Origin of the sequence: Acinetobacter soli, from assembly GCF_018139125.1 — a bacterium.
In the GTDB taxonomy this organism is placed as follows: domain Bacteria; phylum Pseudomonadota; class Gammaproteobacteria; order Pseudomonadales; family Moraxellaceae; genus Acinetobacter; species Acinetobacter soli.
The window spans coordinates 467638-488984 of record NZ_CP073241.1 but is presented as its reverse complement, the minus strand read 5'-3'; the positions used below and the strand labels follow the sequence as shown (position 1 = coordinate 488984).

Here is a 21347-nt window from a genome sequence, read left to right as displayed (position 1 = left end):
CTCAAGATATTGGACCAACTAGAAATGACTCTAAAAAGCGCCCTTGCTGCACTCGTTCTTTTACCCTCATTTTCCTATGCAGCAACTGTGTTATCCACACCACCAGAATTAAATAACAAATCCTATGTCCTGATGGATTATGAAACCGGTCAAATTCTTGCATCTAAAAATGAAAATGAGCATCTTGCACCGGCTTCAATGACCAAAATGATGACCAGTTACATCATTGAGCAGAAGCTTTTAAAAGGCGAATTAACCGAAGGCGAACAGGTTCGTATGAATGAATCTGCATGGTGCCGCGGAAGTAGTTCAGAATCGTGTATGTATGTACCCTTAAATGGCACGGCAACAGTCCTTGAAATGTTGCGTGGTATTATTGTGCAATCGGGTAATGATGCTTCTAAAGCCATGGCAGAGCATGTGGCAGGCAATGAAGGTACATTTGCCCACATGATGAACCAAGAAGCCAAGCGTTTAGGTATGGTGAATACCCACTTTATGAACTCGACTGGCTTGCCGGCAGAAGGTCATTATTCATCTGCCAAAGATATGGCACTGCTTGCACAGCACATCATTAAAGACAGTTCAAAGTACTACCCAATTTATTCAGAAAAAGAATTCACCTTTAACGGTATTAAGCAAGGTAACCGTAATGCATTGCTATACACCGACCCTAGTGTAGACGGCCTGAAAACTGGACACACCTCGGAAGCAGGTTACTGTCTCACCACATCGAGTAAACGTGGGCCAATGCGCTTGATTTCAGTTATTTTTGGAACCAACAGTGTTAATGAGCGTGCCAACCAAACCCGTACCCTTTTAGCGTGGGGCTTTTCAAACTTTGAAACGGTAAACGTTCAACCTGCAAATCAAGTGCTTGCCAAGGCCAAAGTATGGTTTGGTAAAGAAAATGAAGTGCAGATTGGTTTGGCAGAAAACTTCAATGTCACCATGCCAAAAGGTCAGGCAGACAACATTAAAACCCAATTGGTTGTACAACCAAAATTGAATGCACCGCTACAAAAAGGTCAGGTTGTGGGCAAATTAGTTGCTACGCTTGATGGTAAAGTGATTGCAGAAAAACCATTGGTGGCACTAAAACCAGTCGAAGAAGCGGGCTTTTTCTCGCGTTTGATCGACCATATCAAGCAGTTTTTTAGCAACCTGTTTTAATTGGTTGTAATAAAAATGAAGGCATTCTTGTTTTAAACATGAATGCCTTTTTTCTTTTATACTGTATAAAACTCAACGATATTGATCACTAATGAAAAAAAATATACGTCCTTATCTCGAACATCAACCTAAAATCGACTCAAGCTGTTACGTCGATGAAATGTCGGTTGTGATCGGTGATGTTCAACTGGCTGAACATGCGTCGGTCTGGCCATTTGCTGTGATTCGGGGCGATGTAAATCAGATTCGGATTGGTCGCAACAGTAATGTACAAGATCACTGCATGCTGCATGTAAGCCATAAAAATGAGACCAAGCCAAATGGTTCCCCCCTAACCATTGGTGAAGACGTTACCATTGGCCATCATGTAACCTTGCATGGCTGTACCATCGGAAATCGTGTTTTGGTTGGAATCAATACCGTGATTTTAGATGACGCGATGATTGAAGATGATGTCATGATTGGTGCAGGAAGCTTGGTTCCACCACGCAAACGACTTGAAAGTGGTTATTTGTATGTGGGTAGCCCTGTGGTTCAAGTGCGTCCATTAACCGAAAAAGAAAAAGCATTTTTGCCTTATTCGGCACAGCATTATGTGAAGGTTAAAAATAACTATTTAAATCAATTAGAAGCCTAAGCTATCCCCCCAAGATTGACGCTTAAAATCTTGGGGTGATGTTTGCTTAAGGACGAGCCGGCATATAAGTCTGAATAAAGTTCACTGCATCGGCGTTTTTATCGACGATCGCTTGGGTATGTGTAGCACCTGGTACGGTGAGTAACTGCACATTAGTTCCCTGTGCTTTCATGGCGTTATAGAGCGCGAGCGTAACAGGATACGGCACACTCATATCTGCGGTTCCCTGAATAATCATGATCGGTTTATCAATCTTTTTTGTGCCCGGCTGACTTGCCGCCAAGAATGATTTGATTTGCGCACTGGCTTCAAATTTCTGCTGATTTAATCCAGGATAATCCAGAAGCTTTTTACTTGGATTGTCACTTAAAAACTTAACAATATCTTGAGCAAATCGATAGCGTAGACTGTCTTGTGGCGCATTCACTGGATCTGTACTGTCAAGACACAATCCGTTTTCACCCGTACTTCCTTCTGCCATTTCAGCAATCAGTTGTGAGCGCGTATCACTAAAGATTTCTCTGTAGTTAAAACTTGGATCGGATGCCTTAATTCCGACTGCAGCAAATGCAGCATAGGTCAGTAAAGTTGCATAAGCCCCAATAGAGCCATTTTCTGCACGATAGGCCAAACTTGCACCGGCATCTAATTCTTTTTGTTCGGCAGCCGCAAGTGCGGCTGGTGCAACACTAAAAATAATCTGACCCAAACTCGATGCAGGTGCGCCTGCCACAGCGCCCTTAAAGTTAGCGTCACTATTAGCAAATTCGGCTGTTCCCAATGATGCCTGGCCACCTTGTGACTGACCAATCGACATCCATTGTTTATTAAGCTTGCTGCCATAATGTTCCTGTGCTGCCTTAACAGCCGAAATTGCAGAACGTGCTTCACTTTCAAGATGCAAATAAGGATGTATTCCTGACGTTCCAAGTCCTTCATAATCTGGTGCCACAATCACGTACCCTGCAGCCAAAAGACTTTTAGCCAATGGATCTTTAAAGCGTGGCCCAAGTAGATTATTGGTAGGTGCACAGCTATCGCCCACACCTAAGGTTCCGTGTTCCCAGACCACAACGCGATAGCCATCTGCCGGCTGCGCAGTTTTCGGGAATAAAACCATTGCGGTTGCATTGACAGCGACATTTCTGACGCTTTGCATTTTATACGTCATGACCGTGATTGAAGCGGCTTCACTTAGTGAATCCTTTGCGTAAGCCGATTCTGATACATATGTAGATGAACCCACGCTATCAGATGAATTGTCATCATCATTACAAGCCGCCAGCATGAATACCGATAAGCATGAAAGTGCAAGCATCCGTTTTTTCAATATTTTTTGCATGATATTATTCCAGTTATTTTAATTTATACCCTAATCCTTAGGGGCTTCATTATAAAATCACATTTTGATAATACTTGAAACATTAATAGAAATTAAATCTGTCTACTCCTTCATGTTTTTGCATTACTCTGTAGTCATTCTAAAGGTTTTAGCAAATGCTGGAGATTCTATATTTAGACTTAAAAGATTGCTTTAACATTATTTTTAATGCACCTTGAATGTGAGTTTTGCGTGCTTTTTACCTTAATGGCTCACTGCACCGCGTTATAGCCTAGCCACAAAGGTGCAAATTTTGTAGAATATGCGTTTTAAAATCATGGTGCTGTTTATGACTGCTTGGACACCTCATGTCACCGTTGCCACTGTTGTCGAAAAAAATGGCCGATTCTTATTGGTTGAAGAACACAGCGAAGGCTTCGTACATACCGTGTTTAACCAGCCTGCAGGCCATGTCGAAGCTGGCGAAACGCTCATTGATGCCGCGATTCGTGAGACTTTTGAAGAAACAGCGCATCGCGTGGCAATCGACCATTTACTTGGCATTTACAGCTATACGCCGCCTATGTTTCCAGATCACACCTATTATCGATTTTGTTTTTTGGCGCATGTGCTAGATGTCGATACAGAAGCACAACTCGACACCGATATCGTCGCTGCAGTCTGGATGACGCCAGATGAGCTTGAAATTTCGGCACGTGCTCGAAGTCCGCTGGTGTTAAAAGCCATTCAAGATGCCTTGGCTGGAAAGAAATATCCTTTATCGCTCGTATATGAGCATCCCTTCGCTTCTCCCCTCACTTCTCAATTGGATGCCTAGTCCTATGCAACAACGTGTCATCGTCGGTATGTCTGGTGGTGTAGATTCATCTGTTTCTGCTGCACTTTTACTTCAACAGGGTTATCAGGTTGAAGGTCTTTTCATGAAAAACTGGGAAGAAGATGATGGAACCGAGTATTGCACAGCACTAGAAGATTTGGCTGATGCTCAGGCTGTAGCCGACAAAATTGGGATCAAGCTACATACTGCAAATTTTGCAATGGAATATTGGGACCGCGTATTTGAACACTTTTTAGCAGAATATGCTGCTGGGCGTACGCCTAACCCGGATATTTTGTGCAATAAAGAAATCAAGTTTCGAGCATTTTTAGATCACGCCATGACACTCGGCGCAGATTTTATTGCAACAGGCCACTATGCGCGTCGTGGTTCAAGTATGCAAAACTCACGTGGTGAAACGTATGCACCGTTATTGCGTGGTGTAGACAACAATAAAGATCAGACCTACTTCTTGCATGCTGTACATGGTCGCGAAATTAATAAAACTTTGTTCCCAGTAGGTGAAATCGAAAAGCCTGAAGTTCGCAAGATCGCTGAACAGTTAGATTTAGCCACTGCCAAGAAAAAAGATTCGACGGGTATCTGCTTTATTGGTGAACGCCGATTCAATGACTTCTTAAAGCAATATCTGCCAGCTCAGCCGGGTAAAATTGTACTCGATAATGGTAAAGACGTTGGTGAACATCATGGCTTGATGTACTATACGCTGGGTCAGCGTGGTGGTATTGGCTTGGGTGGCATGAAAGGCGCAAGCGAAGGTGCTTGGTTTGTATTGCACAAAGACTTGGAAAACAACCGTTTGGTGGTTGGTCAAGGTCATGAACATCCTTTGATGCAAAGTACCGCACTTTGGAGTGAAAATATTGATTGGGTGGCGGGTGAACAGGAAATTCCTGCTACAGGTTTCCGATGTACTGCAAAAACTCGCTACCGTCAGCCAGATCAAGCGTGTACAATTTACCGTGATGAACACAACGAAAACCGTATAAGAGTTGAGTTTGACCAACCGCAACGCGCCGTTACACCGGGTCAAAGTGTTGTTTTTTATTTGGATGAAATTTGTTTGGGTGGTGGTGTAATCCTCAATACCAACGCCCCAAAACCTGATTTTATATAAAGGGATCTTAGGCATGGTTGATACCCCTTTTCAACAGCCTCAATCATTGAATGTTCGTCAGAACCGTGCATTAGCGTTGGCGGGTGTCTTTCAAGCCACCCAGCTGACTCATATGACCGCCATGACCGGACAGCAAAGTATTGGGGAAAGCGGGAATTTTTATTTTGAGCAACTCATTAAAGCCAGCCTAAATATCCGACCTGCGGTGAACTCCTCAACACAAACACTGGACTTTTTCAATCAACTCGGCGATATCGCTCTTGGCCTCAAAACGCTTGAAAGCAGTATCAACCAACCATTTAGTCCCACGCCAAAAACAAAAATCCCCAAAATGCCAAGCGCCAAGCTACCTATGTCGTATGCCATGGCGCTGCTTCATCTTGAAAAAAAGGTGTATAGCAATCCTGAATATGTGGCAATTATTGAAAAATCACAGCAAAAAATTCTCAAGCAATTGTCTTTTTTTGATCATAACTATTTACACTCCAGCATTATTGCAAATCTTGCCCAAGCCTATGTCGATACCGCAGGTCAGATTAACCCGCGGATTTTGGTACGCGGTAATGCAGAAGCATTTAAAGATGCAAATCATACCAATCGCATTCGTGCCTGCTTGTTTACCGGCTTGCAACTTGCACATCTGTGGCGCCAGCTCGGTGGTAGTTCATGGAACATGATTTTTAGCAAACGTAAATTGCTTCAAGATATTCAAACTCTCGCTCGCTTACAGTATCAAATGGTCTAGATCTGATGCTGCTGCGATTTTCGTTTTACGTCAATTCCCTGTTTAAGGAATCTCTATGAACGCTTTAACTGCCCTCTCTCCATTGGACGGACGTTATGCCAGCAAATGTGATGCTTTGCGCCCTTTTCTTTCTGAGTTTGGTTTGATTCATGCTCGTGTGACAGTTGAAGTTCGCTGGTTACAAGCACTTGCGAACCACGCCGAAATCATTGAGATTGCTCCTTTTTCAGCTCAAACTAATGCAGCACTCGACGCAATCGTTGCAGATTTTTCTGAAGATGATGCGAACCGCATTAAAGAAATCGAACGCACCACCAACCACGATGTGAAAGCAGTTGAGTATTTCTTGAAAGAAAAAATTGCAAATATCGATGAACTCAAAAATGCAGGTGAATTCATTCACTTTGCATGTACTTCTGAAGACATCAATAACTTGTCACATGCTTTAATGCTTAAAAATGGTCGTGATGTACTTGTGGCGAGCATGAAAGACATCTTAAATGCAATTGCTGCGCTTGCAACCACGCATGCCGAACAGCCAATGTTGTCTCGTACACATGGCCAGACTGCCAGCCCAACCACGCTTGGTAAAGAAATGGCAAACGTGGCTTACCGTTTGGCACGTCAGATTAAACAATTTGAAAATGTCGAATTGCTTGGCAAAATCAATGGCGCGGTCGGTAACTACAATGCTCACTTGTCGGCGTATCCATCGATTGACTGGGCTGCGCATGCGCAAGCATTTGTCGAATCTTTAGGCTTGAACTTCAACCCGTACACCACGCAAATCGAGCCACACGATTATATGGCCGAATTGTTTGATGCGCTACGTCGTTACAACACCATCTTGATCGATTTTAACCGCGACGTTTGGGGTTACATTTCGTTGGGTTATTTCAAGCAAAAGCTTAAAGATGGCGAAGTAGGTTCTTCAACCATGCCACACAAGGTCAATCCGATTGACTTTGAAAACTCAGAAGGTAACCTTGGTATTGCGAATGCGGTACTGGCACATTTGGGCGAGAAACTTCCAGTGTCACGCTGGCAGCGTGACCTGACCGATTCAACCGTATTACGTAATATGGGTGTCGGTTTTGCTCAAAGTTTAATTGCTTTTGAAGCTTGCTTAAAAGGTATTGGTAAACTTGAACTCAACGCTGCTCGTCTTGCTGAAGATCTAGATCAAGCACAGGAAGTATTGGCTGAGCCAATTCAAACTGTAATGCGTCGTTACAACGTTGAAAAACCATATGAAAAGCTAAAAGCTTTAACACGTGGTCAAGCCATGACACGCGATATGATGGTGAACTTCGTCAATAGTGATGAATTGACTCAAGTACCGAGTGAAGATCGTGCACGTTTGGCTGAAATGACGCCAGCAAGCTATACCGGTAATGCTGCAGATCAAGCAAAACAAATTCATGACCTCATTGCCAAACTCTAAGTTGGTCTTCTAGTCATAAAAAAAGCGGAATTTAAATTCCGCTTTTTTTATTGCGTTCATGAGTTACTACGCCTTTTCTTTAAAAAAAATTATTATGCACAAGATTAAAGCTTAGGATCGCGTAGCTGTACCAAATGACCATTGGCTTTGATTAAGGTGTCGGTAAGTTTGGACACTACAGCAGGAATCAGTGTATCTGCAATCTGGGCAGCTTGAAGACCTAATTTTTCACCAAGTGTTGGTTTTTTACGTGTTGTAATCACGAATACATCATGCTGTGGTAACAAGCTCAGTAAATATTCATCTGAGGTTTGCAGCTTGTCGACCAGATTTAGATCAAGTGCATCTTGACCATACCAATGCTCACCCGTTGCAACTTTTTCAACATTGAGCTGTGGACGATACTTTTCTACAAAATGCTTAAATAATGCATGGGTTTGTTGAAGTTCTTGCTCGAATTTGGCTTTTCCTTCAGGGGTGTTTTCACCAAACATGGTCACGGTACGTTTATATTCACCGGCAGTGTACAGCTCAAAATCTACATTATGTTCTTTGAGTAATCGATTGAAATTTGGCACCTGAGCCACCACACCAATCGAGCCTAAAATGGCAAAAGGCGCAGAAATAATTTCACTCGCAATACACGCCATCATGTAGCCGCCACTCGCCGCCACTTTATCGACCACGATGGTCAGATGAAAGCCCGCATCACGCAAACGTACCAACTGCGCAGCTGCCAGACCATAACCATGCACCATGCCACCCGGGCTTTCTAAACGCAGTACCACACGATCTTTACCAGATTTTGCAGTCGCCAGAATGAGCGTAATTTCTTCACGAAGCTGCTCGACAGCAGAAGCTTGTACATCACCTTTAAAATCGAGTACATACACTTTCTGGTTCTTTTTCTTACGTGCTTTGGCTTCTTTGGCAAGTTGTTGTGTGAGCTGTAACAGTTCAAGTTTAGATGCAGTGGTTTGTGCAATCTTTTTTCGTTGTTCATTTACACGTGCATTTAAATGTGTGACACGTAATTCGGCTGGTAATTTAGGTAAATGAAATAACATAGTTCGGCCATTCTCTAATTGCACATTATTTAGATAAAGATGAGGACATTCTTTAGAAAATTCAATATCTATTTTGAAAACAGTCAAGTTTACGCCCTATTTTTAGGCATAAAAAAAGGCCCGAAGGCCTTCTCTTATACGTTTCATCAACCGAAACGTCCAGTGATGTAAGCCTCTGTCAATTGATGATCTGGCTGCGTAAAGACTTTTTCAGTTGAGTTCACTTCGATCAAATCACCCAAATGGAAGTACGCTGTACGATCTGAAACACGTGCCGCCTGCTGCATCGAGTGGGTAACAATCGCGATAGTGTACTGATGCGAAAGCTCTGAAATCAGTTCTTCAATTTTTGCCGTTGCAATGGGATCTAGTGCCGAACATGGCTCATCCATTAAAATCACATCTGGACTTACCGCAATGGTTCGTGCAATACATAAACGCTGTTGCTGACCACCCGAAAGACCAGTACCCGGCTGATTCAGACGATCTTTCACTTCATCCCACAAACCTGCTTTATGCAAGCTATTTTCAACAATTTCTTCAAGGTCGTATTTATCGCGCGCCAAACCGTGAAGCTTCGGGCCATATGCAACATTTTCAAAAATAGATTTTGGAAATGGGTTTGGCTTTTGGAACACCATGCCCACTTGAGCACGAAGCAACACAACATCCAGATTTGGATCATAAATGTCTTGGTTGTCGAGCAACACTTTACCTGTCACTCGGCAACTATCAATCGTGTCATTCATGCGGTTTAAGGTACGCAAAAAGGTCGATTTACCACAGCCCGATGGTCCGATAAAGGCAATCACTTCGTTTTCGTAAACTTCCAGATCGATCCCTTTAATGGCTTCACTTTCGCCATAATATACATGCACATCGCTGGTGCTGATCTTAATGGTTTTGTTTACGTCTTTTTTAGGTGATGTGTTCGGATCGATTGACACAAATGAACCATGACGTTTTTGTGGTGTATCTGTACCAGTAGACTGCATTTGTTCTGAGGTCACTGTCGTATCCTTTTCTACGGGACGGGTTGTATTCATAGTATTCATGATCTGTTCCTCAATTACCAACGCACTTCAAACTTTTTACGTAACCAAATGGCAAGGCTGTTTAAGCCAATCATCATCACCAGCAACACAATAATCGCAGCGGCGGTTCGGCCTTCGAAGAAATTGCGCAGCTCGTTACCCTGCCACAAGAAAATTTGGACTGGAAGCGCAGTAGATTGATCCAGTGGAGAAGTCGGTACACTGGCAACGAAAGCACTCATCCCGATCAATAACAGTGGTGCTGTTTCACCTAAAGCCTGCGCCACACCAATGATGGCACCGGTTAAAATACCAGGAAGCGCCAATGGTAAAACATGATGAAAAACGGTTTGTACTTTTGATGCACCTAGACCAAGTGCAGCCTGACGAATCGAAGGCGGTACCGCTTTTAAAGATGCACGCGTGGTAATAATCACTGTCGGTAAAGTCATTAAACTCAGTACCAAGCCCCCAACCAGCGGCGCAGAAAGTGGTAGATGCATCCAGTTAATAAAGATGGCAGCCCCGAGCAAACCAAATACGATTGAAGGTACCGCCGCTAAGTTGTTGATATTGACTTCGATGGTGTCGGTTAAGATATTTTGTTTAGCAAACTCTTCCAGATAAATCGCACTGGCCACACCAATCGGGATAGAGATAAAAATCACGATCAGCATCATGAACAACGAGCCCATGAATGCACCAGCTAAACCACTCGTTGCAGGAGAGCTACGCGAGTCTGGGTTGGTAAACAAACTGGTATTAAAGGTATGTGACAAAATGCCTTTTGCTTCAAGCTGATCGGCCAGCTGTCGAACTTCCGGGCTGAGCTGTTGTTGATCGTCTGGTAAAGAACGGTCAATTTTACCTGTCAGCCAGACATCAATGTTGGCATCGGCCAAGAACTTGATCTCTTCGCGCTTACCCACTAAAGACGGATCTTGAAATACCATATCGCGTAAACGATAGGCTTCCGAACTGGTATATAAACTGGTGAGATCATCACGTTTGGCAGCCAAAGCTGGATCTTTAGCAATCATGCCGTTTACGATGAGTGCATCCCAATCGACCATGCCCATTTTGGTTTGCCAATCGATATAGCGTTCCTGAAAGTGCGCTGGGGTCTCACCTGCTGCTTGAGTAGGCTTAGGGCCAGCATTGATAATCGTCGGGTCGAAATAAACAGGAACAGTCACGCTGGTTTGCCAAAATGCAGGTAAGCCTTTGGCCAAAATACTGCCGAATAATAAAGCAACAAACAGCAAACCAATGACCACTGCGGATAAGCCGAATATACGAAACGACTTTTCTTTGCGATGACGTTTTGCCAGCGACTTTTGAATTTTACTTTTGCGCTTCGCACGTAATTCGGCGGCAACTTGTGGATCAAATGCATTCTGATCCACTGGTGTAGATGTATTGGATAGACTCATTCGTATTGCTCACGATATTTACGCACGATGTAGAGTGCAATAATGTTGAGACCAAGCGTGATCACAAAAAGGGTTAAACCAAGGGCAAAAGCCACCAAAGCCTGTGGGCTTGCAAAGTCGGTATCACCAGTGAGCTGATTCACAATCGTCACCGTAACTGTCGATACTGCTTCAAGCGGATTGATATGCAACAGCGGGCTGTTACCTGCGGCCAATACCACAATCATGGTTTCACCAATCGCACGAGATGCCGCGAGCAAAAATGCACCAATAATACCGGGTAATGCAGCTGGCAAGACCACCTGACGGATGGTTTCCGATTTGGTTGCACCCAAACCTAAAGAGCCATCACGAAGTGCGCGAGGAACTTGGGTAATAATGTCATCTGAAAGTGAAGAAACAAACGGAATGATCATGATACCCATAACGAAACCGGCTGTAAGTGCGCTGGTTGCGGTGATATTAAGACCAATCATTTCACCCGCTTCTTTAAAGAACGGCCCAATCACCATCAGTGCAAACACACCATATACAATGGTGGGAATACCAGCCAGAATCTCGATGGTTGGTTTTGCCCATGAACGCAACGTTGAAGATGCATACTCAGATAAGTAAATCGCAATCATCAGGCCTAGCGGAACAGACACCAATAGTGCAATACCACTCACCATGAGGGTGCCCCAGAGTAAAGGCAACAGGCCATAACTCCCTTCGGCATTCCCTGATGTGCTAAAGCCCGGATTCCATTCGGTACCGAAGAAGAAATCAAAGGGACTAACAAAACTGAAAAAGCGCAATGCCTCACTAAACATCGACATTACAATGCCCAAAGTAGTTAAAATCGCCACACCTGAACACAGCGCTAAGGTAATGTTAATCACACGCTCGACTTTATTTCGCGCACGGTAGCTTTGACCGATGCGTTTCTTGGCAAAAAGAAGGCCTGCAATAGCAGCACACAACACCACAGCCAGCTTGGCATAAGAGCCAATGGTCTGGAATTTTGCCAGTTGCTGCGCTGCAGCCAGCTCATATGCGGTAGGCTGATCGGTTACTCCAAAACCTGATGCAATGGCTTTTACACGATTGAGCAGCACTTCAACACTGGCTTGATCCATACCTGCATAAATGGAAGCAGGCACCTGATTGAGTACAATTTGTTTTAAAAAATGCGGTTCAGCAATATTCCAAACAATTAAAATTAAAAACGCAGGGATACCACACCATAACGCCACCAGCGCACCGTAATAACCCGGGCGTGAGTGCAATAACGCGGAATTATTTCCCTTACCTGCTAGGCTACGGCTTTTAGATAACCCGATTTGATAAGCTATAGCAATCAAAGCCAATAGCACGCCAATCAATAGCAGATTCATGTAATCTCCACCGTTTTTTCAATTTTGATTCTTTGAAAAAACTTTGCTAGAAAAAAGCTGATGGTGTTGTTGAATCACCATCAGCTTTCCAATGTTAAACAAATTACTTAACTGATTTACCCGCTTTAAAGTCTGCCAAGACTTTTGCACGCTCTGAATCAGACATTGAAATCAAACCCGCTTTCTCAAGTTTAGAACCTTTACCCGAGGTTTTCTTGTTGATAAAGAACTCAACGTATTGTGGTAAACCTTTGATTGATTTTAAGTGTTCACCTTTTACATAGAAGAACAACGGACGAGAAACTGGGTAGCTGCCATTCAAAATGGTCTTTTCAGATGGTGCCACGTTATTTACAGTTGCAACACGTAGCTTGTCACGGTTTTGATCGTAGAAACCTAAACCAAATACACCCACCGCACTTGGTGATGTTTTAAGGCGCGCAAGTGTTTCTGTGTAGTCGCCTGAAATTTCGATCACACGTCCGTCTTTACGGAATGCCGAACATGCTTTCTTCTGATCGTCTTTATCTAACTTCTTGAAATATTCGTATGATTCACAGCCTGCTTCAACCATTTTTTCTTGGAACACTTCACGTGTACCGTGGTTAGACGCTGGAATGACTAAAGTAATCGGTTCGTTTGGAAGCGATTTGTCAATTTGATTCCAACGTGTATACGGGTTTGGAACCAACTGACCATTCGACGGGAGTTTTTCTGCCAATGCAGCGAAAACAAAAGCTGGTTTCAGTTTGTAAGCCGGTTTAGATGAATTCGATGCAAACACGATACCGTCGTAACCAATTTTGATTTCTTGGACTTGATTTACGCCAGATTTTTTACATGCTGCCAACTCAGTATCTTTAATTTTACGAGATGCATTTGCGATATCAATGGTGTTGTCGCCCACGCCTTGACAAAACTGCTTTAAGCCGCCTGAAGTACCGCCTGAGCCTACTACAGGCGTTTTAAATTGAGGGAATGTATTACCAAATTCTTCTGCCACAATACTTGCATATGGCAATACGGTAGAAGATCCTGCAATCTGAATCGTGTCGCGGGCTGCATTTGCAGCTGTCGCTAAAGTTGCCCCAGATACTGCTAATGCGATGGCGATGTGACGTGGATTTAAGCGCATTCTGTTTTCTCTCATTTGTGCAATTTAATGACAACGCTTTCTTTATTTAAGTGTTGTACTTTGGTTAACTGCATTCTGAGCAGATAATATGACAATTAAGTGACAACTTTATGACGCTTTTATGATGATAAATTTTTATTGTCATTTTTTTCAATCAAACAGAATCTGCGCTTAATTTACTGCTAATGTAAAAATATTTTTAAAATCAAGGATTCGCTCAGAACAACATCAAATGGCTGAATTTCACTCAACTCAGAACTCTCAATTAGGAATCAAGGCTGCTTGGTCAAATATTCATGTTTTGTGACATGTTGCGAAAAAAAATCGCGATAATCGCGTCGATGTGTATTTATTTGTGCGTGCGGCTGCACTTCCTGCATGCTGTGTAAGCAGCGCTGTGCTAACTCGATGTAAGTTTGTGTTCCCTGCTGTTTCCAGTTTTTTTCTGCCTCAGTTAATTCTCGAATGACCTTGGCTGGGCTACCTACCAGCATCACATTCGCAGGTACTTGCATCTTTGCCTTTACCAAACTGTGCGCGCCGACAATTGTATTTTCCCCAATAACAGCCCCGTCAAGAATAACGCTGTGCATACCAATCAAAACATTATGATGCAATGTACAGCCATGTAATATCGCACCATGACCCACATGCGCGCGCTCTGCAACTTGGGTAATACTGTTTGGAAAACCATGAATCACGCACGCATCTTGGATGTTGGCATTGGCCTGTACATGAATGCGACCAAAGTCGGCACGCAGTGAGGCAAGCGGCCCAACATACACGCCGTCTTCAATAATCACATCCCCAATCAATACCGCAGTAGGATGCACATAGGCATGCGGACTAATCACAGGAATCACACCATCAATTGAATAACACGGCATCACTTTGCTCCATTACATGAAACAGCCATTACACTTAGGCAACAGGCTCATTTTTTTCCAGAACCAGTCCACCAAAGCGCTTATAAAACTGCGGATGCGCTGACGGCATCGCCCCTTCTGATGTGCGTGCAGTATGTAAAAAGAAGCTTTCTGCCTCATTAAACACCACTTGATATAAGTTGCCAGTCAGGTTACGTGCATTGAGTGATAGCCAGTGAGACGGCAGCAGTTCAAATGGTAAATTTGGATCTTTCAGTAAAATACGGCGATATTGGTGAATCAATAAAATACGGATTTGAAACGCCTGCAATGGATCTAATGCATCTTCATTTTCAATGATACCGAGTAGCTCACGAAAATCACCAATAAACTTTCCATAGCGCTCATGTAACTCCTGAACTGGCCAATTACTTTCGACCATACGTTTTACAGTTTGGTTCGATTCTTGCCACAATTTAAGTGTTTGCGCTTTAAAAATAACAACCTGATCGGTCATGCTCAAATTCATGAGTAAACTTTGCAGTTTTAAATGATCACACCCTGGATAAGCCATCAGATTTGTCGCAATATTGGCAAAACCCAACCACTCCAGCTCTTTTTTTAGTTGAATCTTATTTTCAATTTCTACCGAACTGAGCAGAACCAAATCCCATTGCTGATCCCATTCATGGTGGCTCAGGCTATAAATTTTTTGGTCTGCATTGATAAAGCGCTGACGGCTACTTTCAGTAATTCGATAATAACTGGTACGACCAACTTTCTCGGAAACCAGCCAACCATTTTTGACCAGACGAAATACGGCGGTACGAACAGAACGTTCATTTACGCCCAAGGTTTCAATGAGCTGTATCAAACTGGCCAGACTGATCATTCCTCCACGGTGAAAAATACAATCACCAAAAATAGTCATGATCAGTGAGGTGACACTTAAAGCTTCTTTCTGAACGAATTCATCGATAATTTGTTTTAATTTCTGATTCATTTCGTTTCTTACACCTTGTTTAGAAAAAAATGATCCATCCCGTGACGGATCATTTTGATTGAATTACGCCGATTTTCGGGTATCGAACACACGCTGAGCCTTACCTTCGGAGCGAGGTAAACTTCCCTCACATAAAATCTCGACTTTTACTGAAATTCCCACCATGGTTTTGATCCGGTTTTGCAATTGTACGCACAGTTGGGGCGCCAGCGCGTCACTAAGCTCACTTCGCATTTCAGCACGAATATGCAAGGTATCCAAGTGACCATGTTTACAAATCTGGATCTGATAATTTGGCACCAATTGCGGAATATGTAAAATCTGTTCCTCAATTTGTGATGGAAACACATTTACACCACGAATAATCATCATATCGTCACTGCGCCCAATAATTTTATCCATTCGGCGCATTGTGCGTGCTGTACCGGGTAAAAGACGGGTCAAATCACGCGTACGGTAACGAATCACCGGCATTCCCTCTTTGGTAATCGTGGTAAAAACCAGCTCACCTAATTCGCCATCCGGCAAAACCTCACCTGTTTCTGGATGTATAATTTCCGGATAAAAATGATCTTCCCAAATGGTTGGTCCATCTTTACTTTCCAGACATTCCATTGCCACACCAGGACCCATCACCTCAGACAATCCGTAGATATCGAGTGCATCAATACCCAAGCGCTGTTCGATTTCATGGCGCATTTCATTGGTCCACGGCTCTGCTCCAAATATGCCCGTCTTGATTGAGCACGCTCTGGCATTGCCCATTTGCTTTTCAAGCCCTTCAATAATATTCAGGCAATAAGATGGCGTCACCATAAGTGCAGTTGGTTTAAAATCTTGAATCAATTGTACCTGACGTTCGGTTTGACCTCCCGACATCGGGATGACGGTAGCGCCTAAACGCTCAGCACCATAATGGGCACCTAGCCCACCTGTAAACAGGCCATAGCCGTAGGAAACCTGTATCACATCCTTTGCAGTCAATCCGGCAGCGCGCAAAGAACGTGCCACGACATCTGCCCATAAATGAATATCTTGCTGTGTGTAACCAACCACAGTAGGTTGCCCCGTTGTACCTGAAGAGGCATGCACACGCACAATTTGTTCTTGTGGCACCGCAAACATTCCAAACGGATAATTGTCACGCAGATCTTTTTTTGTAGTAAATGGAAATTTTGCTAAATCTTCCAGTTGTTTAAAATCGTCGGGATGTACGCCTGCTTCATCAAACTTTTTTTGGTACGCTGGACTGTTTTGGTAGGCGTGACGCAATGTTTTTTGCATACGCTCAAACTGTACACTGCGCAATTCATCGATTGAGGCTGTTTCAATCGCATCTAATGCATTCTTATTCACCGTCTGGCTCCTCAGTCATCCTGACTGCTATTTATCTCGATCATGCGAGTTGTTGTCATCAATTCAATCGTCATTGGTATTAGGTTATAGCCAAAAAACATAAGCACAAACCGAATCTCGTACATTCTGATTTAGACCATTTCATCATTATGGAATGTCATTTGGGCTACAGTATCGTGTTTTTCATTCATTGTTGCATGTGCAAAGCTTTACAATTTACTAGCAGCCAGAATACTGCGGCACACGTTTTTGCATAAACGCCTGCACGCCCTCGCGGTAATCATTTGAGCGACCTGCAAGGCGTTGATAATCACGCTCCAAAAGTAGCTGTGTTTCAAGTGGGTTATGCGCCGAGGCATGGATTGCTTTTTTAATCAGCGACAAACCATACGTCGGTTGCTTGGCCAAATGCTCAGCCAGAGCTGTGGTGGTCTGCTGTAATTGATCATCGGGTACAACTTGCCAGATCATGCCAAGTTCAAGCGCACGTTGTGCCGTCACTTTATCGCCCAGCATTGCCAGTCCCATGGCTTGTGCTCGACCAACCAAACGAGGTAAAAACCATGTGCCACCTGAATCCGGTACCAGTCCCAAGCGACAAAATGCTTGTATAAAGGTGGCAGATTCAGCCGCAACCACAATATCACATGCCAACGCGATATTGGCACCTGCACCCGCAGCCACACCATTTACCGCACAGATTACTGGTTTTGGCATTTCGGTAATGCACTGAATCAGCGGGTTGTAATATTTTTCAATCGATAAACCTAGATCGGGCGCATCGGCATCTGGATCGACCACGCGATCATTGAGGTCTTGTCCGGCACAAAATCCTCGGCCAGATCCTGTGATTACCACGGCGCGAATCTGAGAATTAGTGGTCCATTGCTGCATCACTTTTGATACTTCATGATGCATGGTTTCGTTAAAGCTGTTGAGTTGCTGTGGTCTGTTTAAGGTAAGATAGCCCACCGCATTCTGTTCTTGCACAATTATGGTTTGAAATTCCATTTTACTCTCCAATTTTCTGATTCTTGTTTCATCCGGTCTTTTATTCAGGGCATCAGGCATGCTTTTAAGCAAACCTAAGCGATTTATTCATCAAAACTCATTCTGACATTTGCGCTGATTGGCCGCGCCTGACAACTCAGTACATACCCTTTTGCAATTTCCTCTGGCTCCAGACTATAGTTAAGTGTCATTTCCACCTCACCGCTGAGCACCTTGCATTTGCAGGTTGCACATACGCCCCCTTTACAGGCATAAGGCAAATCGGCTCCAGCACGCAAAGCTGCATCTAAAATACTGTCATCTTCTTTGCTCACCTCAATCAGTAGCTCTCGACCATCTAATATAATATTGACGCTTTCTTCGCTGCGCTGTTCGATCTGCTCACGAGACAAAGACGCGGATGTGCCCGTATTAAAGCGTTCAGTATGAATTTTTTCTGACGCGATACCCAGTTTGGGCAAGTAGGTCTCAATCGCATCGAGCATACTTTCAGGGCCACAGGCAAAACAGTGATCGGCATCGCTTGGAATCAATCCGGCAGTGGCCAATTGCTGTAGCTTGACAGCATCGATACGGCCATTAAAAATCTCGCTGTCGTTGAACTCTCTTGAAAATACATTGATCAGTTGCATACGACCTTTAAATGCATCTTTCAAATCCATAATTTGCTCTGCAAACATGGTCTGTTTCCAAGATCGATTGCCATAAATCAAGGTGACAAACGCATCAGATTGATGCTTCAACACCGATTTGATAATAGATAAGATTGGTGTGATTCCACTACCAGCCGCGATGCATAAAAAGTGACGACCACCCGCTTTTGCGGCTTTTTGAAAAAAAATGCCTTGTGGTGGCATCACATCGAGTATATCCCCCACATGCAAGTACTCATTGGCCCAAGTCGAGAATTGCCCCTGATCAATTTTTTTGATGGCAATACTCAAATCTTCATCATGATCGCTGCAAATTGAATAACAACGGCGCAGTTCACCTTGCTCGCTTTGATGGCGAATCGTTAAATGCTGACCCGGCATATAATCGAAAGCGTGCTTTTGATCATCTTGCAAATCAAAGGAAATACAAATCGATTGCTCGGTTGGATGCTGTATTGCTTTAATGGTGAGCGGAATAAACGGGTTCATATCAAAATTCCTTTTTAGCGTGACGCTATTTTTATTGTTTGTTTAAGCGTCAGATACATTTAAAGTAATCAAAAGGCTCATGGCAGCTTTGACATTTGTATAACGCCTTGCATGCGGTTGAACCAAATTCACTGACTAATCTGGTGTGACGGCTGTGGCAATGTGGACACTCGATGCCATCTTGCAAAGCGACATGCGTGCCACACTGGTGAGCATCACCTTGTGGCGGTGCAATGCCGTAAGCCTTAAGCTTGCGCTTGCCTGTATCTGTCATCCAATCTGTCGTCCATGCTTGACTCAGATCGATCACCACTTGCGCCGGTGATAAACCCTGCTGCTCAAATGCCGATAATATCTCAGCCTTGAGCAAATCTGTTGCTGGGCAACCACTATAGGTTGGCGTGAGCTTGATGATAATCTCGTCTTGATTATTGATTTCAACGCTTCGGATCATGCCTAAATCGGTAATTGAAAGCACTGGAATCTCTGGATCTGAAATCTGCGACAATATGTCCCAGCAAGTATCGTTGAGTAATCGAATCTGTTTCACGTCATACCTCCTGTATATGGCTGTTTTACCACACCATATTTGGATAACTACGCTGCATATATTGCATTTCTGCCAGTACATAACCCAGATGCTCGGTATGCAAGCCCTGCTTGGCTCCACGACGATACGCACCCAATTCAGGTATTTGTAAGCCCAAACGTGTAAGCTCTTCGGTTACGCGTGTTTGCCAGATATGTTTTAGCGGTGCAAGATCTGGAATGATTTCTGCCTCGACCAGTGAATGTTCTTCTGGGGTCAGATCAAAAAGCTCATCGGTAAAGCGCCAAAGCTGTGCGAGTCCAAGTTGGATTTTCTCATGTGCAGTTGTTGTACCCAGACTCAAGCGCTCCATCCATGTGCTTGAAAAACGCAGATGATAATTCACCTCTTTGAGTGACTTGACTGCAAATGCTGCAAGACCTTCATGCTTACTCTCACTTAAGGCACGAAAAAGCAGTGCATGATAATGATCCATCAACCATTGTCTAACGATGGTTTGCCCAAAATCGCCATTCGGTTGCTCGGTCAGCAATAAGTTGCGATACTCTCGCTCATGACGAAAATAAGCCAGACGGTCTTCATCGCGTCCTTGTCCTTCAATTTCTCCCGCCAGACTCAATACAGTACGTGCCTGACCCAATAAATCTAGACCAATATTGGCAAGTGCAATATCAAGCTCTAGTTCGGGTGCATGACCACACCACTCAGACAAGCGATGAGATAAAATTAAATGACTGTCGCCAATGTGCAGCAAAAACTGTGAAAATACTGGAGTGTTCATAAGTAGTCTCCGCATTACATGTGCTCAATACCATCGGGAATGGTATAGAAGGTCGGGTGACGGTAGACTTTGTCTTGTGACGGTTCAAAAAATTCTGGCTTCTCTTCAGGTTGAGATGAACGAATTAACTCAGACTTCACCACCCAAATACTCGTTCCTTCATTACGCCGCGTATAAACATCACGTGCATTTTGAAGTGCCACTTCGTCATCAGATGCGCGTAAACTGCCAACATGCCGATGACTTAAACCTTGTTTGCTGCGAATAAATACTTCATACAATGACCAGTTATTTTTATATTCCATGATTGTTATTCCTTGTTTTCCTATTGGTGCTTTCGCTCAGTTATGCAACTTTAGCAGTTTGTTTTTGTGCATAAACCGCTGCAGACTCTCGTACCCACTGGCCGTCTTCCCATGCTTTACGGCGTGCTGCTAGACGCTCCTGATTACAAGGTCCTTTTCCTGCGATCACTGCATTAAATTCATCCCAATTAATTTCGCCAAACTCATAATGCTGAGTGCTTTCATTCCACTTTAATTTCGAATCCGGAACAGTCAGACCAAGCTGATGAACCTGCGGTACGGTGTTATCGACAAATTTTTGTCGTAACTCATCGTTACTAAAGAGTTTAATTTTCCAGAACATGCTCTGAGCACTATTGGGCGAGTTGTCGTCGCTTGGGCCAAACATCATCAAGGCTGGCCACCAGAAACGATTAACCGCATCTTGTGCCATTTGTTTTTGTTCTTCAGTACCATTTGCCAGTTGCATCATGGCTTCAAAGCCTTGGCGCTGATGAAAGCTTTCTTCTTTACAAATGCGAACCATGGCACGTGCATAAGGCCCGTACGAGGTTCTACATAGCGCGACCTGATTGACAATTGCGGCACCATCGACAAGCCAGCCAATGGCTGCCACATCTGCCCAGGTCAGCGTCGGATAGTTAAAAATTGAAGAATACTTCATTTTCCCATCGATCAGCTTTTGCATCATGTCATCACGATCTGCACCGAGTGTTTCGGCCGCACTGTATAAGTAAAGCCCATGACCAGCTTCATCTTGAACTTTCGCCAGCAACACCGCTTTACGTTTGAGCGTGGGTGCCCGTGTGATCCAGTTCCCTTCTGGCAACATACCCACCACCTCAGAGTGACCATGCTGACTAATCTGACGAATCAAGGTTTTGCGATATGCGTCGGGCATCCAGTCTTTGGGCTCAATAAAAGAGTCTTGTTTTATGCACTGATCAAACCGTTCCTGTTGCGTGCTCATGATTCACTTACTCGTCAAAAGT

21 protein-coding genes are annotated in these 21347 nt (G+C 43.8%); 6 read left to right on the top strand and 15 right to left on the bottom strand.

Translation table 11 applies throughout. The features are described 5' to 3' along the window. Positions 1-24 precede the first annotated feature (24 nt). Together dacC and KCV09_RS02130 are read left to right on the top strand one after the other, a co-directional pair. The gene (gene dacC / locus KCV09_RS02135; RefSeq protein WP_004936509.1) at positions 25-1173 is read left to right on the top strand and encodes a D-alanyl-D-alanine carboxypeptidase PBP5/6; all 1149 of its coding nucleotides are present in this window, start codon (positions 25-27) and stop codon (positions 1171-1173) included. 91 nt (positions 1174-1264) lie between these two features. Next, on the top strand, positions 1265-1810 hold the full coding sequence (locus KCV09_RS02130; protein ID WP_104125057.1) for a gamma carbonic anhydrase family protein: 546 nt from the start codon (positions 1265-1267) through the stop codon (positions 1808-1810). Positions 1811-1856: 46 nt separating this feature from the next. Here KCV09_RS02130 and KCV09_RS02125 read toward each other — a convergent pair whose 3' ends face one another. Beyond that, positions 1857-3152: an alpha/beta hydrolase family protein gene (locus KCV09_RS02125; protein ID WP_212515462.1), complete on the bottom strand. Its 1296-nt coding sequence runs from the start codon at positions 3150-3152 to the stop codon at positions 1857-1859. Between the two features lie 328 nt (positions 3153-3480). Between KCV09_RS02125 and KCV09_RS02120 the strand changes: the two genes are divergently transcribed. Genes KCV09_RS02120 through purB form a run of 4 tightly spaced genes read left to right on the top strand, consistent with a single transcriptional unit; the run spans position 3481 to position 7296 of the window. Further along, positions 3481-3969: an NUDIX hydrolase gene (locus tag KCV09_RS02120; protein ID WP_104125088.1), complete on the top strand. Its 489-nt coding sequence runs from the start codon at positions 3481-3483 to the stop codon at positions 3967-3969. 4 nt (positions 3970-3973) lie between these two features. Beyond that, positions 3974-5107, top strand: a complete 1134-nt coding sequence (mnmA, locus tag KCV09_RS02115) for a tRNA 2-thiouridine(34) synthase MnmA (protein ID WP_111812543.1) — start codon at positions 3974-3976, stop codon at positions 5105-5107. Between the two features lie 13 nt (positions 5108-5120). After that, positions 5121-5852 carry a high frequency lysogenization protein HflD gene (hflD, locus tag KCV09_RS02110; protein WP_004936491.1) on the top strand — a complete coding sequence of 244 codons (732 nt, stop codon included), beginning with the start codon at positions 5121-5123 and terminating at the stop codon, positions 5850-5852. 55 nt (positions 5853-5907) lie between these two features. Next, positions 5908-7296 (top strand): adenylosuccinate lyase, encoded by a 1389-nt coding sequence (gene purB / locus KCV09_RS02105; protein ID WP_212515461.1) that lies wholly within the window; start codon positions 5908-5910, stop codon positions 7294-7296. A 104-nt stretch (positions 7297-7400) separates the two neighbouring features. On the opposite strand, the gene sohB is transcribed toward purB, so the two are convergent. The 14 genes from sohB to paaA all read right to left on the bottom strand — a co-directional run bounded on the left by sohB (position 7401) and on the right by paaA (position 21325). Then, entirely contained in the window at positions 7401-8363 is a 963-nt protein-coding gene (sohB, locus tag KCV09_RS02100) for a protease SohB (protein ID WP_004936485.1), read from the bottom strand. A 146-nt stretch (positions 8364-8509) separates the two neighbouring features. Beyond that, on the bottom strand, positions 8510-9418 hold the full coding sequence (pstB, locus tag KCV09_RS02095) for a phosphate ABC transporter ATP-binding protein PstB (protein WP_004936484.1): 909 nt from the start codon (positions 9416-9418) through the stop codon (positions 8510-8512). 14 nt (positions 9419-9432) lie between these two features. Then, entirely contained in the window at positions 9433-10830 is a 1398-nt protein-coding gene (pstA, locus tag KCV09_RS02090; RefSeq protein WP_004936478.1) for a phosphate ABC transporter permease PstA, read from the bottom strand. Further along, positions 10827-12206 carry a phosphate ABC transporter permease subunit PstC gene (gene pstC, locus KCV09_RS02085; RefSeq protein WP_048765073.1) on the bottom strand — a complete coding sequence of 460 codons (1380 nt, stop codon included), beginning with the start codon at positions 12204-12206 and terminating at the stop codon, positions 10827-10829. Before pstC ends, pstA begins: the two co-directional genes overlap by 4 nt. 103 nt (positions 12207-12309) lie before the next feature. Beyond that, positions 12310-13341 carry a substrate-binding domain-containing protein gene (locus tag KCV09_RS02080; RefSeq protein WP_004936473.1) on the bottom strand — a complete coding sequence of 344 codons (1032 nt, stop codon included), beginning with the start codon at positions 13339-13341 and terminating at the stop codon, positions 12310-12312. 272 nt (positions 13342-13613) lie between these two features. Next, positions 13614-14228, bottom strand: a complete 615-nt coding sequence (locus KCV09_RS02075) for a gamma carbonic anhydrase family protein (RefSeq protein WP_212515460.1) — start codon at positions 14226-14228, stop codon at positions 13614-13616. 34 nt (positions 14229-14262) lie between these two features. Continuing rightward, on the bottom strand, positions 14263-15210 hold the full coding sequence (paaX, locus tag KCV09_RS02070) for a phenylacetic acid degradation operon negative regulatory protein PaaX (RefSeq protein WP_151815142.1): 948 nt from the start codon (positions 15208-15210) through the stop codon (positions 14263-14265). 63 nt (positions 15211-15273) lie between these two features. After that, positions 15274-16566 carry a phenylacetate--CoA ligase PaaK gene (paaK, locus tag KCV09_RS02065; RefSeq protein ID WP_004936465.1) on the bottom strand — a complete coding sequence of 431 codons (1293 nt, stop codon included), beginning with the start codon at positions 16564-16566 and terminating at the stop codon, positions 15274-15276. Between the two features lie 219 nt (positions 16567-16785). Further along, positions 16786-17577, bottom strand: a complete 792-nt coding sequence (gene paaG, locus KCV09_RS02060; protein WP_212515459.1) for a 2-(1,2-epoxy-1,2-dihydrophenyl)acetyl-CoA isomerase PaaG — start codon at positions 17575-17577, stop codon at positions 16786-16788. Positions 17578-17660: 83 nt separating this feature from the next. Beyond that, entirely contained in the window at positions 17661-18719 is a 1059-nt protein-coding gene (locus KCV09_RS02055) for a 2Fe-2S iron-sulfur cluster-binding protein (protein WP_212515458.1), read from the bottom strand. Positions 18720-18768: 49 nt separating this feature from the next. Beyond that, a complete protein-coding gene (gene paaD, locus KCV09_RS02050) occupies positions 18769-19269 on the bottom strand; it encodes a 1,2-phenylacetyl-CoA epoxidase subunit PaaD (RefSeq protein ID WP_212515457.1) in 501 nt (166 codons plus the stop codon). Between the two features lie 25 nt (positions 19270-19294). Then, positions 19295-20050 carry a 1,2-phenylacetyl-CoA epoxidase subunit PaaC gene (paaC, locus tag KCV09_RS02045; protein ID WP_212515456.1) on the bottom strand — a complete coding sequence of 252 codons (756 nt, stop codon included), beginning with the start codon at positions 20048-20050 and terminating at the stop codon, positions 19295-19297. A 14-nt stretch (positions 20051-20064) separates the two neighbouring features. After that, a complete protein-coding gene (gene paaB / locus KCV09_RS02040; protein WP_025094253.1) occupies positions 20065-20355 on the bottom strand; it encodes a 1,2-phenylacetyl-CoA epoxidase subunit PaaB in 291 nt (96 codons plus the stop codon). Positions 20356-20395: 40 nt separating this feature from the next. Beyond that, positions 20396-21325 carry a 1,2-phenylacetyl-CoA epoxidase subunit PaaA gene (gene paaA, locus KCV09_RS02035; RefSeq protein WP_212515455.1) on the bottom strand — a complete coding sequence of 310 codons (930 nt, stop codon included), beginning with the start codon at positions 21323-21325 and terminating at the stop codon, positions 20396-20398. Between the last annotated feature and the right edge of the window lie 22 nt (positions 21326-21347).